The following is a 14,087-nucleotide window of genomic DNA, read 5'->3' as shown; positions in this document are numbered from 1 at the left end:
GCCCGCGCTGTCAGGCCAGCCTTAACCAGGCGGGAAAAACCCCGGTCCGGGCGCCATTATTTCAGCGGGAATCGGACTAAGATGGGATAAATAGTCCCACCTCGTTCCCTTGGCAGCGACCGGGACGGCACCTAAATTGTATGGGTCTAACCGAGAGGATTCCTTGGGGATTTCCTCGCACCGTCCGAGTAACTGCCCGAGTAACTGCCCAAGGATCAGGGCCGCGATCCGCGCGACCACGAAGGAAGATCGATGAACGCCAATCTGCGCAATTTCGCCCTATGGGTCATCATTGTTTTGCTGCTGTTGGCGTTGTTCACGCTCTTCCAGAATCCGGGTCAGCGCGCCTCGTCCCAGGACATCGCCTTCTCGCAGCTTCTGAGCGAGGTCGATCGGGGGAATGTGCGCGACGTGGTGATCCAAGGTCCGGATATTCACGGCACCTTCACCAACGGCTCGAGCTTCCAGACCTATGCGCCGAACGATCCGACGCTGGTGAAGCGCCTCTATGACAGCAAGGTCCAGATCTCCGCGAAGCCGCCCGGCGACAACGTGCCGTGGTTCGTTTCGCTGCTGGTCTCCTGGCTGCCGTTCATCGCGCTGATCGGCGTGTGGATATTCCTGTCGCGGCAGATGCAGGGCGGCGCCGGCAAGGCGATGGGCTTTGGCAAGTCGCGTGCGAAGATGCTCACTGAGGCGCATGGCCGCGTCACGTTCGAGGACGTCGCCGGCGTCGACGAGGCCAAGCAGGACCTCCAGGAGATCGTCGAATTCCTGCGCGATCCCGGCAAATTCCAGCGCCTCGGCGGCCGCATCCCGCGCGGCGTGCTGCTGGTCGGCCCTCCCGGCACCGGCAAGACGCTGATCGCACGCGCGGTCGCCGGCGAAGCCAACGTGCCGTTCTTCACCATCTCGGGCTCTGACTTCGTCGAGATGTTCGTCGGCGTCGGTGCTTCTCGCGTGCGCGACATGTTCGAGCAGGCCAAGAAGAACGCGCCCTGCATCATCTTCATCGACGAAATCGACGCGGTCGGTCGTCACCGCGGCGCCGGTCTCGGTGGCGGCAATGACGAGCGCGAGCAGACGCTGAACCAGTTGCTGGTCGAGATGGACGGCTTCGAGGCCAATGAAGGCGTGATCCTGATCGCCGCGACCAACCGTCCCGACGTGCTCGATCCCGCGCTGCTGCGTCCCGGCCGGTTCGACCGCCAGGTCGTAGTACCCAATCCTGATGTCGTCGGCCGCGAGCAGATCCTGAAGGTTCACGTTCGTAAGGTGCCGCTGGCGCCGGATATCAACCTCAAGACCATCGCGCGCGGCACGCCGGGTTTCTCCGGCGCCGACCTGATGAACCTCGTCAACGAGGCCGCCCTGACAGCCGCCCGCCGCAACAAGCGGATGGTGACCCAGGCCGAGTTCGAAGAGGCCAAGGACAAGGTGATGATGGGCGCCGAGCGCAAGTCGCTCGTCATGACCGAGGAAGAGAAGCTGCTGACGGCCTATCACGAGGGCGGTCACGCCATCGTCGGCCTCAACGTCGTCGCGACCGATCCGATCCACAAGGCGACGATCATTCCGCGCGGCCGTGCGCTCGGCATGGTGATGCAACTGCCCGAGCGCGACAAGTTGTCGATGTCGCTGGAGCAGATGACGTCGCGCCTCGCCATCATGATGGGCGGCCGCGTCGCCGAGGAGCTGATCTTCGGCCGTGAGAAGGTGACCTCGGGTGCGTCGTCCGACATCGAGCAGGCGACGCGGCTGGCGCGCATGATGGTGACGCGCTGGGGCCTTTCCGAGGCGCTCGGCACCGTGTCCTATGGCGAAAACCAGGACGAGGTTTTCCTCGGCATGTCGGTGTCGCGCACCCAGAACGCATCGGAAGCGACGGTTCAGAAGATCGACACCGAGATCAGGCGTTTCGTGGAAGAGGGCTACAACGAAGCGACGCGCATTCTCACCGAGAAGCGCGCCGATCTTGAAGCACTTGCGAAGGGCCTGCTCGAGTTCGAGACGCTGAGCGGCGATGAGATCATCGACCTGCTCAAGGGCAAGAAGCCGAACCGCGAGTCCGTGCTCGAGCCGACCACGCCGCGCGCCTCCGCCGTGCCGCCGGCCGGCAAGTCGCGCCCGCGTCCCGATCCGGATCCCGGCCTCGAACCGCAGCCGCAGGCGTAATCGCAAGCGGCAGATCGAAATAAAAATGCGGCGGAAACGCCGCGTTTTTTATTGGCTGCGGTTCGCTGGTGCAGCGCGTCCGGGGCACGAGAGAAGCGCGCGATAGCCGCACACTCCTTGCAGACGAGGAACCGGTCACGTCAGGCGGCGCTGCCGTTCACCACAGCGCTGGAGCCGTCAGCCCGCCTTGGGGCAAATGCGAGAAACATTAAAGAAGAACTTAACGCTTGCGCCCTACTTTGGCCCGCCATGACTGACCAGGTCGTCCACAGCGCGGTTCAACCGTTTTCGGCACGTGCAGCGCTCCCCTGGCTGGTGAGCCTTAGCGTCTATGCTCTGCTGCTAATCGTTGGCCCGCGGCTGCTCGGAGATCCCGACAGCTATTCTCACATCGAGGTGGGGCGTTGGATCATAGCGCATGGCACCCTGCCGGCGAGCGATCCTTTTTCGTTTTCGAAGCATGACGCGCCTTGGATCACCTTCGAATGGCTCTCGGAAGTCATCTACGCCGGAGCCTACGCGCTTTCCGGCTGGCCAGGCGTCGTCGTCGTCGCAGCCGCGGCGATAGCGCTCGCCTTTGGACTGTTCACCGCCTTCCTGCTGCGCGAGCTTTCGCCAACTCTGACGCTTCTCATGGTGATGGCGGCCGTCATCTTGTTGGCGCCGCATATGCTGGCACGGCCGCACGTGCTCGTCCTGCCGGTGATGGTGGCCTGGGCAGGGGCTATGGTGCGCTGCATGGATCGTGAGGGGCCTCCGCCATACTGGGCCCTGCCGCTGCTGGTCCTGTGGGCCAATCTGCACGGCAGCGTGGTGCTGGCGCTTGGGTTGATCGGCCCTGCGGTGCTCGAGGCACTGCTGCGTGAGGGGCGAAGCGAATGGCCGCAGGCGATCCTGCGGTGGCTGCCATTCACGGCACTCGCGGTCGCGGCGTCCTGCCTGACGCCCTACGGGCCGGAACCGCTGCTGATGCCGCTGACGACACTCGGCCTTGGTCCGGCACTTGCTTGGATCTCGGAATGGCGGCCGCAGGATTTCAGTCACGTAGGTGGCTTCGAGTTGCTGCTGCTGGCTGGCATCTTTGCGCTCGCGCGCGGCGTGACGCTGCCGGTCGTGCGGGCTTTGGTGGTGATCGGCTTGCTCCATTTCGCGCTGGCGCAAATCCGCAGTGCGGATCTGCTGGCCATGCTGGCGCCGCTCTATTTGGCGGCCCCGCTGGGTCGGAAGTTCGGCGGACCGGCCGTAGACGATGCTGCCGCCTCGTCGCGCGGCCTGAATCTGATTGGGCTCGGTGTGTTGATCGCGATAAGCGGGTTGGCCTGGGCGCGTGACGTCAAGCCGGCTCCGATCATCACCCCTCAGGCTGCCATCGCCGAAGCCGACCTCGCCAAGGCGGGGTCCGTGCTCAACGACTATTCTTTTGGTGGCTATTTGATCTTTGCCGGCATTCCCACCTTTATCGATGGTCGCGGCGAACTGTACGGGGGGCCGTTCATCGATCGCTACAATCGTGCCCTGGCGCTCATCGACCTCGGAGACTTTCTCAAGCTGCTCGACGAATACAACATCGGCGCGACGCTGCTCGCACCGCGCACACCGGCGGTAGCGATGCTCGACCGGCTGCCCCAGTGGCAGCGCGTCTACACCGACGACGTGGCGGTTGTGCACAAGCGGCGAGATACGCAAAGATAAGTCAAGCCGCACCGAAGGCGGCGTATTGGCCCCCGAGCCACACGCCGCTCAGGGCCTGTTCGAGGCGCCGTGCCGGTTTGGCGTCCCAGGGGAGCAGCAGGAAATGCCGCGCGCCGATCTCGCGCAGGCCGCCCGCAGCCATCAACTTTCGGGTTGTGCCGGCACCGAGCAAGACGGCATCCCGGTCGAACTCGCAGCGCGCAACGGCCAGGCGCGTCAGCGGGTTGTACGGATTGTGCTCGATCACGCAGACGAGCCCTCCGGGGCGCGCCACTCGCCGCATCTCGGCGATGAAATGCGCCCATTCGGCCGGCACGATATGGTGCATCACGCAGATGGCCGTGACGAGGTCGAAGCTGGCGTCGTCGAAAGGAAAAGTGCGCCCGTCGAATTCGCGGTAATCGACCGCACCGTTGTCGGCGCGCGCCTGTGTCAGGCTGGCCGACGAAACGTCGATACCGCTCAAGCGTCCGACCATGCCGTGCAGCAGGGGATGAAGGCTGCCTACGCCGCAGCCGACGTCCAGCATTTCGGGCCTCTCCGTGTCCAGCCGCTGCGCGATCAGATCGCGCAGGAGATCGGCCTTCGCGCGCATGAAGAAATGATGCGGCAGGCCGGAAAAGTCGATCGAGGATTGGACCACATCACGGTAGTTGTCGTGATAGCCGTCGAAGAGTTCGGTCATGCGTTGGGTCACTCGTTGACGGCGTGGATCGCGGGTGCCGCCGCCGTCTCGTTGCGATCGAAGCCAGCGCGTGTTTGCACCACGTAGAGCGGGCGGCGTTTCACCTCGGCATGGATGCGGCCGACATAGAGCCCCACGATGCCCGTCATCAGCATGTTGATTCCACACAGCAGGGACACGACGACGATCGTCGAGGACCAGCCGGTCACGAGATGACTGTCCTTGCCGAACCACAACAGGATCACCCAGCCGCCGTACAGCAGTGCAAGTCCGGAGACCGTCAATCCGCACCAGATTGCAAGCCGCAAAGGCAGATCGGAAAAGCCAAGCGCAGCGTTCATCGCCAGCCTGACCATCTTGAACAGCGGGTATTTGGTTTCGCCCGCTGCGCGCTCGAGGCGGTGGAAGGCGACCTCGGTCTGCCGGAAGCCGAGCCAGGCGATCATGCCGCGTACGAAGCGATCCTGCTCCGGCATCTGCCGAAGTGCGTCGAGCACCTTGCGATCGATCAGGCGGAAGTCGCCGACATCGGCGGGGATGCCGACGGAGGACACCCTGCCGAGAAGCCGGTAGAACAGATGCGCGGTCGCACGTTTGAAGCGGCTTTCGCCGTCGCGTGACAGGCGGCGGGCGTGGACGATGTCGTTGCCTTCCTGCCATTTTGCGATCAATTCCTCGATCACTTCGGGTGGATCCTGCAAATCGGCATCCATGACGATGATCGCGTCACCTTGCGCAGCGTCCATGCCGGCGGTGATGGCGACCTGATGGCCGAAATTTCGCGACAGGCCGATGTAGCGAAAGCGCGGGTCGCGCGTGGCGAGCGCCCGTAGCACGATCGAACTGGAATCGCTGCTGCCGTCGTCGACGAAGATCGCTTCTGCCGGCCCGTCGAGCCGGGACAATACCAGGTCGAGCCGGCGCAACAGGACCGGCAACACGGCTTCCTCGTTGAACACGGGGATAACGAGGCTGTAGCGGATCGATCTGGAAGTGGCCGCCATGCGAAAGAGTCCAACTCGGTTGCAGGGGCGGAAGTCTAATTCGTCGGTGGTTAAGGTGGCCTTGCCACAACTGTTAAGGGTCTAGGTCTTTGGGGACGCCGCGGCGGGTTGGGGCCGAGGCCGGCGCGGCGGGGGGATGGTGATGCCCGATTAACCCGGCTGTGCAGCCGCGGCTTCGGTCTAGGACCGGCGGCGGATCTTGTAGAGAACAAATCGCTCTGAGACGTCCAACACCTCCAGCAGATCCGGCAGCGGGTTCGCGGCCGGCGGTCCAAGCACATAGAGGTAGTCGTAATCGCGGTACCATGTGCGGACAAATGGGGGAACGTCCGCCGCCGGCTGGCCTGCCGCAATCGCGGCAAGCAGGCCTGACGGCACTGGCCCTCCGTAGGGAATGGCAAGACGACGCACGGCCTCGCGTGCCCGCACCGGCTGCTTGCCCGCTTCCGTGAATAGATTGGGCACGAACGCGTTGGCATAGTGCACGGCCAGCGTCGGCGCATAATACATTGGATACGAGGTGAGGTCGGCGAAGGGCGGGTCTCCATTGTCGCCCGTGCTGCCAACCAGGACGCGCGAACCGCGATCGAGCTTGTGGAACGACCCGACGATAGCCGCATAATCGGCACGGTAAGGCAGCCACACCGCGAGGACGACAGCGAGATTGATCAATATGATGCCGCTGATCCCAGCGAGCGCAGCCATTCTCCACGCCCGGCCGGGCAGCGACAGCGAGCAGAAGGCGGGCAGGATCAGGGCCGCGGCGGGAATCACACGAAGGTCGACAAACGAGGTTCCGAACAGCTTCGAAGGAATGACCGCGTACAGGAGCGCAAAAGCGATCGCGAGCCAAATCCCGGCTGGCTCGAGCTTGAGGACGCCGCGTTTTGTGGCGAAAAGCAGCGAGATGGCGAGCGCCAGACCGGTCGCTGCCGCTGTCGTCAGATTGTAGCCGTTCATGATGCGGAGCGGCCAGATCGGCTTGAACCCGAGGAACCAGCTCGTTCCTTCGCTTCCGATCGAGCCCGAGGCCATATGCATGATCCCAAACAGGGCAAGCGCCGGTATGGCCAACGCGCCAAGCCGCGCGGCCGCGACGCGATACGCTATTCGCTTGTCGCGGAGGCGCCAAAGCTCGTAGAGGCCGAGCGTCGCGCCGTAGATGCCGAGCGAAAAGAAATGCGCCACATACAGCGCAGCGACGAAGATCACGTTGGCGACGAAACGCAGCGGCCATGGGCCTTCTGCGAGCATCAGATAGACGGCGATGCCCCAGAGAGCGAGGCCCAGGCCGAACTCGAAATTCACGAAGCCCCAGCTGAACGGCAGACAGTAGAGGAAAGCGAGCGCAGCGAAGCCGGCGAGATGGACCCGTCCCTTCCGGGCCCATTCGAGCAGAAGCGCGCCGGCGACGATCAGCATTTGGCTCAGCAGCAGAAACAGCCGTGTCGCGTTCTCGACGCTCATCAGCCGTGCCATCTGCGGGACCAGCAGGTCCATTCCAAGGTTGGGATAGAATGCCCAGGCCACCTCGTAATGCGGATTGGCATCGGGGGTGCCGTTCTGGCTCAGAATATACATGCGGGCGAGGTGATTGGGATAATCGACCATCGCGGGTATGGGGGTCAGCAGCACCGGAAGAAACGAGAGGGCTGCCAGCATTGCAAAAACGGCGATCGCCACGGATCGGTCCGAGCCGAGACGAGCCGGGATCGTCAAGGTCGGCCTGTCGGAAGGAACCATGTCATGGGGCCCCTGAGGTTTGAGCGCGGTGTGCCACGTCAAGTCTGCTTCACATTTGGAAGGACGTCTCAGGTTACGAGTACACGCCCTGAAGTAGGTTCTCACTTCGAAGGCGTCGCGGTCGCGCTGTCCGCAGGGTCTCGTACATGGATCACTGCGATGTCATCCGTGTAGATCCGCTTCCAGCCCTTGAGATGATCGAGGATCTGGGGACCAGGAGCAGAAGCAACTAGGAGCGTCGCGTCGATCTTGTACTTATCGAGCAGGCGCGGAAGCAGCTCAGGCTGTTTCCCCTCCGTCGCCTTGAAGAAGTCCATGACGAACTTTTCGCCATAGAGCTCGGCACGGCCGTCAGCGAAGACCGGGATATCGCGCGAGATCAGATAGCCGCCGAACTGATAGGCGTTGAAGATGCGCTGCGCCTTGCGCTGATGGAGCAGGTCGACCGCCGCAACGGGTGTCTGCACCATCGTGAAGGTGAAGCGGTGCTGCCCCATATAGATCGACGTCGAGGTCCAGGCCGCCGCCACGATCATCAGCGCGCCAAGCGTGGTCACATAGCGGGCCGGCCAGCCATCGGTCCCGGCTGGGTCCCGCGCCGGGCGCGCGGACATCTGGCCAAGCGGCTTCGCCAGCACCAGCGGTACCAGGAATGCAAAGGCTTCGATGCTCCTGACATGGGTCAGCGCGCTCCAGGTCAGGAATAGGATAAGGAAGATCCGGGGCGCCGAGAGCACGAGGCCGCGATAGTAGCCGAGCGCGATCAGGCCGAGCAGCGCGCCTTCGAATGGGGTGAACGTCGTGAAGTTCGCCGGCATCCATTCGAAGATCAGCGACAGCAGCTCGCCGAGGCTGAGGATGTTGGTCGCGCCCATCGGCGTCCGCCAGCCGTAAGGCGTGCAGCAACTCGCGATCAGTGCACCGACGCCGAACAGCACCCAGCGCATGAACAGCCGAAGCCGTTGTCCCTTCTCGGCATGCTCGACCGCCTCAAGCGAGATCGGGCCGATCAGCGCGAGACCGAGCACGAAGCCGCCATGCAGGTTCGCCCAGAGTGCCATCAGCGGCAGCCATGTCCAGGACGGCCCGCTTCTGCGGTCGGCAGCCGCCATCAGCAGGCCTACCCATGCCATCATGACAGGCAGGGCCAGGATATGCGGTCGCGCCAGGATATGATGCAGCGACAGCAGCAGTGCCAGCATTGCAAACAGCACCGACCGCGGAATCTCGAGCTGTGCATCGAGCAGATAGACGAACATGGCGGCCGTCAGCGCGATCGCGGTTGCGGTGAGGATCACCGGTCCGGCCCAGTCCCATTGCGCATAGGAGAAGGCGAACAGCACCTGCGACAGCCATGACGTCGAGATCCATGGTGCCCCCGGCCGCGTGAAGGAATAGAAGTCGGTGTAGGGCATGGCACGATGATCGAGGATCCATTGCCCGATCTTGATCTGCCAGAATGAATCGGAATCCATCAGCAGCGTGTCGCCGACATAAACGAAGAAGAGGTAGGTGGCCGCACCGACGCACAGCGGCACCAGCGCTCGCGCGCGGCTCTGCACCGCGATGCTGCTGGCAAAGGAAAGGGACATGCCGCCTCGTCGTCCTGTTTGTTCTTGTCGGGGTGGGCCGAGCGGGCGGCATTGGACCACGCGCGGTCATAACTTCGAGTAAATCACCAGAGGTCGGTGTTGCTGCGGATATCAACGATTTAACGGTTTGTTTTCAATTTCGGTTTACCATCGCAGAATACACGCAAACCGCTCCGGGTTTCCGCAGTCGAATTAACTGCGGCGAAATTCTTTGCCCGTACGTTCAACGCATGGTCGGACGGCGCTGGGAAGCCGAAGAGACCAGACCAGTTGTAGCCTCGTGTAGTTTTTTTGGGAGCAGTCTATGAAGAACCTCGTTTCGCGTTTCATGAATGATGAATCCGGCGCCACCGCCATTGAATACGGACTGATCGCCGCCGGCATCGCGCTGGCGATCATCACCGTCGTCAACAACCTCGGCACCACGATGAACGCCAAGTTCACCTCGATCTCGTCCAGTCTCAAGTAAGAGCTGACGAACCAGGAATCCAAAAGAGCCCCGTCCTTGACGGGGCTCTTTTCTTTTTGGCGGGCGATTGCAGGGAAGGACGGCCGTTGCCGTCGGCAAAAGGGGGCGGCAGTCACGCGCTTGTTCTTCTGCGAGAGTGGTCCGCCGGACCGGCGATAGAGCGGCTGCGTTGGCAGTCCGCGAGGGGCGGCCGATCCATTCGAGATAGAATTTCGCGGCCCAGATCGACGCCGCGGCGACTGCGATGCCGCCGACAATGTCAATGATGTAGTGCGCGATCGCGAGCAGCGCCTGGTCCTGCAGCGGCCAGTTCAGCTTGCTCGCGACGTAGCTGAGCGGTCCGACGATGGCGCAGGTGAGGATGACCTGTCCGATCGTGCCGAGCGAAAACACGAGCTTTGGATCCGCAAGCTCGCCCTTAACCATCCGGTGGCAATAGACGATCGCGAGCAGGAACGCGGCGGTCGCCAGCGTCAGGCCGTAGGCGACCGGCTCGAGACTCAGCTGCGTGATGGGAAGGCCGAGCGCCAGCAGGCTGCCCATGGCCGCGATAGGAAGCCAGTTCAGCTGGAAGAGCTGCCAAGCCGTCTGGGAGTCAGTATCGACCATGCTGCACCGAGATATCACGGTACAGTCGCCGGCACACGCTAAAATAGATGTAACGGCCATTCTCGCTTTTTCACCAACCCGTTCGATACACTCTTAGATGTTCGCGATCCCGCCTCTTTGACGTGACGCTTCAAGCATTTCATCTTGTCATCCCCCCTGAATAGTTGTTCAGTCCTTGCGGGGCGATTTGCGACTATTGCAGTGACGAAGCGTTCGGCCGCGGGCGTGCGGCAAGCGTGTGGGACAGGAAGCGCGCCATGGTTTATCGGCGGACGCATCAAGTGGTTAAGCGCCTGGCGGCCCGGCGCAGTGCAATCCTCGCGGCGGCGCGCGAGGCTGCGGCGGAAGGCGGGATGGCGGCGGTGCAGATCGCGCCGGTCGCGGTCCGGGCCAATGTCGCGGCGGGCACCGTCTACCGCTACTTCCCCTCCAAGGCCGAACTGATCTCCGAATTGATTGCCGAGGTGTCGCGCGACGAGCTCGCGGCGATCCGGCGGGCGGCCGATGCCGCGCCCGGCCCATCCTCGGCACTGGCGGCTGCCGTGACCACGGTTGCGGTCCACACCCTGTCACAGCGCAGGCTGGCTTGGGGCATCCTGGCCGAGCCGGTCGATGTCGATGTCAGCGCCTCGCGCCTCGCCAGCCGCCGCGAAATCGCCGGCGAGATCGCAGCGAGGATCGACGCTGCCGTGCGCGCCGGTCATTTGCCGGCGCAGGACACTGCGCTCGCCGCCACCGCGCTGCTCGGCGCGCTGCACGAGGCACTGGTCGGACCGCTCGCGCCCGACAATCTCGATGATTCCGCTAAGATGCGCGACGCCGTGCAGACCGTGACGCTGCTCGCGCTGCGCGCCGTCGGCGTCATGGATGCCCGCGCCCGCGGCCTGGTGGTGCAGCAGACGCTGCTGCCGACTGCGAAAGCGCTGGTCGGGGCGTAAAAATCGCTGCGCGACCGAGGCGGAGGCCTCAATCCGCTCAGGGTGTTGCCGGAGCGTCCGTTTTCAGGATACAGCAGCACGCTCGCCGGAATGGCCGGCTACCGTGCATGGGGTTGTTTTCGCGCTTTTTTGTCGTGCGCGTCCGGAATGACGCATCGATTAGATATTGGCCTCGCCCTCGGGACCGACGGAGGCGATGCGGACCATGTTGGTGGTGCCGGGGATGCCGAGCGGCACGCCGGCGACGATGATCACGCGCTGACCGGCGCGGACAAAGCCGTCACGGAACGCGATCTGGCCGGCACGGCTCACCATGTCGTCCTGATCGCGCGCGTCTTCGGCTACCACGCAATGCACGCCCCACACCACCGCGAGCCGGCGTCCGGCCGCGATGTTCGGCGTAATCGCCACGATCGGCGGCTTCGGCCGCTCGCGTGCCACCCGCGTCGCGGTCGAGCCCGAGCTGGTCCAGCAGATCAGGGCCGGCAGGTCGAGCGTCTCGGCGATCTGCCGCGCGGCGTCCGCGATGGCGTCGCCGGCAGTGGATTCCGGCGCGGGCCGCTGCGCGGTGAGCACGGAACGATAGGTCGGGTCGCGCTCGATCTCCTCGCCGATACGGTTCATGGTCGAGACCGCCTCGACCGGGAATTTGCCAGCTGCAGATTCCGCCGACAGCATGATGGCATCGGCGCCTTCATAGACGGCGGTGGCGACGTCGGAGACCTCGGCGCGGGTCGGCACTGGCGACTGGATCATCGATTCCAGCATTTGCGTTGCGATCACCACCGGCTTGCCGGCGCGCCGTGCCATCCGCGTCATCTGCTTCTGAAGGCTCGGCACGCGTTCCAGCGGCAGCTCGACGCCGAGGTCGCCGCGCGCCACCATCAGCGCGTCGGAGGCCTCGATGATCTCGGCGAGGCGGTCGATCGCCTGCGGCTTCTCGATCTTGGCCATCACGGCGGCGCGGCCGCGGATCATCTTCTTGGCCTCGGTGACGTCGTCGGCGCGCTGTACGAAGGAGAGCGCGATCCAGTCGACGCCGGTGACCAGCGCCGCCTCAAGGTCGGCGCGGTCCTTCGGCGTCATCGCCGAGACCGGCAAATCCGTGTCGGGCAGGCTGACGCCCTTGCGGTCGGACATCCTGCCGCCGACCACGACGCGGGTCACCGCGCGCTCCTTGGTGGTCTCCTCCGCGATCAGCCGCACCTTGCCGTCGTCGAGCAGCAGCGCATGGCCCGGCCGCAGCGCGGCAAGGATTTCCGGATGCGGGAGATGGACACGCGTGGTGTCGCCCGGCGTCTTGTCGGAATCGAGGGTGAAGATCTGGCCGTTCTGGAGCTGGACCGCGCCCTCGACGAATGAGCCAAGACGGAGCTTCGGTCCCTGGAGATCGACCAGGATGCCGATCGGCCGCCCGTAGCTGCTCTCGACATTGCGGATCGTGGCGACCAGCTCCCGCATCTTGTCATGCGGGGTATGGCTCATGTTGATGCGGAAGAGGTCGGCGCCGGCCTCGAACAGGCGGCGGATCATCGCGAGATCTGAAGAGGCGGGTCCCAGGGTCGCGAGAATCTTGATACGGCGAAGACGCCTCATGGCTTATTTCCAGGCGGGGGCGGAGCGGCCGGTGGGAGGCCGGGCGAGCCCGGGGGCGTACCACCCGGCGAACCATTGGGCAAACCCGGAACTCCGCCCGGGCCAACCGTGCCGGGCATGCCTGGGACGCGCTGCTGCGCCGGCTGTTCGTTGGCGTCGGTGAGCTGCACCGTCCAGGCCCGCTGCTCGCCGGTATCGACCTCGAAATAGCCGGTGCGGTCATAGCCGCGTGCCAGGCAATCCTCGGTGCCGCGAATGGTGAATTCCTTGTCGCGCGAGCACATGAAGGCCTGGCCCGACCACTCGCCGCCGCGGTCATAGTCGATCGCGTAAATGTAGTAGTAGCGGGCGACCAGCGTTCCCCGCAGCAGCGTCTCGCAGGAGCGGGACGAAATGTTCCACCAGCCCTCAGTGGTCCAGCCCTCGGCGTCTTTGTAGCCCAGCGCAATACCAACGCGGCTCGACGTGTTGTTGCAGAGGCGGAAGTCCGCGGACGCGGGGCCGTTCCAGAGGCAGAACAGGGCAAGCACCAGCACCGGGGCGAACCGGGCAAGCAGGCGAACAGGGGAACGGGGGGATTCGGCGATCATTGTCGCGGAAGCTATATCAGATCATTGACGATTTGGCGTAGGGGCCTCCGGAACCAGCCCAAGCCGGCTCAACCCCCTGTGCGCCGCGATATGGCAAAATCTGTGACAGGACCCCACCTGATCCCGTAAGGGTTTAGCCAGACAACGGGCCACTGCCGGGGAAGCGAACGATGGCAATCGACGACAAAACCAGAACGGAGCTCGAGGCGGCGGCCTTCCGGCGCCTGGTCGAGCATCTGCGGACGCGGACGGACGTCCAGAACATCGATTTGATGAATCTGGCGGGCTTCTGCCGCAACTGCCTGTCCAATTGGCTCAAGGACGCCGCGGATGCCAAAGGCGTCGCCTTGAGCAAGGACGAGAGCCGGGAGGCCGTCTACGGCATGCCCTATGAGACCTGGAAGTCGAAACACCAGGGCACGGCCACGCCCGAGCAGCTCGAGGCGATGAAGAAGGTTCATCCCGGTCACTGAATTCGCCTGACCGTCCAGATCGCTCCTTCCGGCGCGCGAGCTCTGAGTCGTGCGCAACACAACCGGATTCTTGCCTCGGTGCACGAAAGTGTGGGCGCGCTGTGGACGAGCGAGATGCTGCCTTGAATGCGGGGGGCGCCAACCCTAAGGGTCTAACCAGCACGCGCGGTGACGATGCCGGCGTCACCTCGTTTTGCCAGTTTCATTTGGGAGTACCAAGATGGCCACCTCCGCCGCCGTCCGCGACGACGAGCCCGCGACGAAATTTGCCAAGGACCAGCTCAAATCCATCATCGAGCGCATCGAGCGGCTGGAGGAGGAGAAGAAGGCGATTTCCGACGACATCCGCGACGTCTATGCCGAGAGCAAGGGCAACGGCTACGACGTCAAGGCGCTGCGCACCATCGTGCGCATGCGCAAGCAGGATCCCAACGAGCGCGCCGAAGCCGAGACGATCCTCGAAACCTACCTGCAGGCGCTGGGGATGATCTGAGACGCCACGCCGGTTGGCGTTGCAGCGC

The 14,087-nt window shown here is 64.1% G+C and carries 13 protein-coding genes; 7 read left to right on the top strand and 6 right to left on the bottom strand.

From position 1 onward, the window contains the following. Nucleotides 1-252 precede the first annotated feature (252 nt). Nucleotides 253-2,175 (top strand): ATP-dependent zinc metalloprotease FtsH, encoded by a 1,923-nt coding sequence (gene ftsH / locus FXV83_RS28610; protein ID WP_014439804.1) that lies wholly within the window; start codon nucleotides 253-255, stop codon nucleotides 2,173-2,175. A 117-nt stretch (nucleotides 2,176-2,292) separates the two neighbouring features. Beyond that, complete coding sequence (locus FXV83_RS28605) at nucleotides 2,293-3,867, top strand: hypothetical protein (RefSeq protein WP_235940256.1); 1,575 nt, start codon at nucleotides 2,293-2,295, stop codon at nucleotides 3,865-3,867. A gap of 1 nt (nucleotide 3,868) precedes the next feature. Here the strand turns inward: FXV83_RS28605 and FXV83_RS28600 are convergent, their stop codons facing one another. The 4 genes from FXV83_RS28600 to FXV83_RS28585 all read right to left on the bottom strand — a co-directional run bounded on the left by FXV83_RS28600 (nucleotide 3,869) and on the right by FXV83_RS28585 (nucleotide 8,891). Continuing rightward, nucleotides 3,869-4,552 (bottom strand): methyltransferase domain-containing protein, encoded by a 684-nt coding sequence (locus FXV83_RS28600; protein ID WP_187436222.1) that lies wholly within the window; start codon nucleotides 4,550-4,552, stop codon nucleotides 3,869-3,871. 8 nt (nucleotides 4,553-4,560) lie between these two features. Then, nucleotides 4,561-5,556, bottom strand: a complete 996-nt coding sequence (locus tag FXV83_RS45205) for a glycosyltransferase family 2 protein (RefSeq protein ID WP_148742940.1) — start codon at nucleotides 5,554-5,556, stop codon at nucleotides 4,561-4,563. 180 nt (nucleotides 5,557-5,736) lie between these two features. Beyond that, nucleotides 5,737-7,299: a hypothetical protein gene (locus FXV83_RS28590; protein ID WP_148742938.1), complete on the bottom strand. Its 1,563-nt coding sequence runs from the start codon at nucleotides 7,297-7,299 to the stop codon at nucleotides 5,737-5,739. A gap of 101 nt (nucleotides 7,300-7,400) precedes the next feature. Beyond that, nucleotides 7,401-8,891 (bottom strand): hypothetical protein, encoded by a 1,491-nt coding sequence (locus tag FXV83_RS28585; protein ID WP_148742937.1) that lies wholly within the window; start codon nucleotides 8,889-8,891, stop codon nucleotides 7,401-7,403. Between the two features lie 304 nt (nucleotides 8,892-9,195). On the opposite strand from FXV83_RS28585, the gene FXV83_RS28580 reads away from it, so the two are divergent. The 3 genes from FXV83_RS28580 (at nucleotide 9,196) to FXV83_RS28570 (ending at nucleotide 10,907) form a co-directional block, all read left to right on the top strand. Continuing rightward, nucleotides 9,196-9,360, top strand: a complete 165-nt coding sequence (locus tag FXV83_RS28580; protein WP_148742979.1) for a Flp family type IVb pilin — start codon at nucleotides 9,196-9,198, stop codon at nucleotides 9,358-9,360. Nucleotides 9,361-9,630: 270 nt separating this feature from the next. Beyond that, nucleotides 9,631-10,011 carry a hypothetical protein gene (locus FXV83_RS44330; RefSeq protein WP_235940252.1) on the top strand — a complete coding sequence of 127 codons (381 nt, stop codon included), beginning with the start codon at nucleotides 9,631-9,633 and terminating at the stop codon, nucleotides 10,009-10,011. Nucleotides 10,012-10,226: 215 nt separating this feature from the next. Next, entirely contained in the window at nucleotides 10,227-10,907 is a 681-nt protein-coding gene (locus FXV83_RS28570; RefSeq protein WP_148742935.1) for a TetR/AcrR family transcriptional regulator, read from the top strand. A 159-nt stretch (nucleotides 10,908-11,066) separates the two neighbouring features. Here FXV83_RS28570 and pyk read toward each other — a convergent pair whose 3' ends face one another. Then, nucleotides 11,067-12,503 carry a pyruvate kinase gene (gene pyk / locus FXV83_RS28565; protein WP_148742932.1) on the bottom strand — a complete coding sequence of 479 codons (1,437 nt, stop codon included), beginning with the start codon at nucleotides 12,501-12,503 and terminating at the stop codon, nucleotides 11,067-11,069. Beyond that, complete coding sequence (locus FXV83_RS28560) at nucleotides 12,500-13,093, bottom strand: DUF1036 domain-containing protein (RefSeq protein ID WP_148742930.1); 594 nt, start codon at nucleotides 13,091-13,093, stop codon at nucleotides 12,500-12,502. Before FXV83_RS28560 ends, pyk begins: the two co-directional genes overlap by 4 nt. Nucleotides 13,094-13,263: 170 nt before the next feature. Between FXV83_RS28560 and FXV83_RS28555 the strand changes: the two genes are divergently transcribed. Together FXV83_RS28555 and FXV83_RS28550 are read left to right on the top strand one after the other, a co-directional pair. After that, the gene (locus tag FXV83_RS28555) at nucleotides 13,264-13,566 is read left to right on the top strand and encodes a DUF1244 domain-containing protein (protein WP_148742929.1); all 303 of its coding nucleotides are present in this window, start codon (nucleotides 13,264-13,266) and stop codon (nucleotides 13,564-13,566) included. A 220-nt stretch (nucleotides 13,567-13,786) separates the two neighbouring features. Next, entirely contained in the window at nucleotides 13,787-14,059 is a 273-nt protein-coding gene (locus tag FXV83_RS28550; protein ID WP_148742927.1) for a DUF2312 domain-containing protein, read from the top strand. Nucleotides 14,060-14,087: the final 28 nt, after the last annotated feature.

Source organism: Bradyrhizobium hipponense (assembly GCF_008123965.1).
Lineage (GTDB): Bacteria > Pseudomonadota > Alphaproteobacteria > Rhizobiales > Xanthobacteraceae > Bradyrhizobium > Bradyrhizobium hipponense.
The sequence above is the reverse complement of the archived record's forward strand: the minus strand, read 5'-3'. Positions and strand labels throughout refer to the sequence as shown.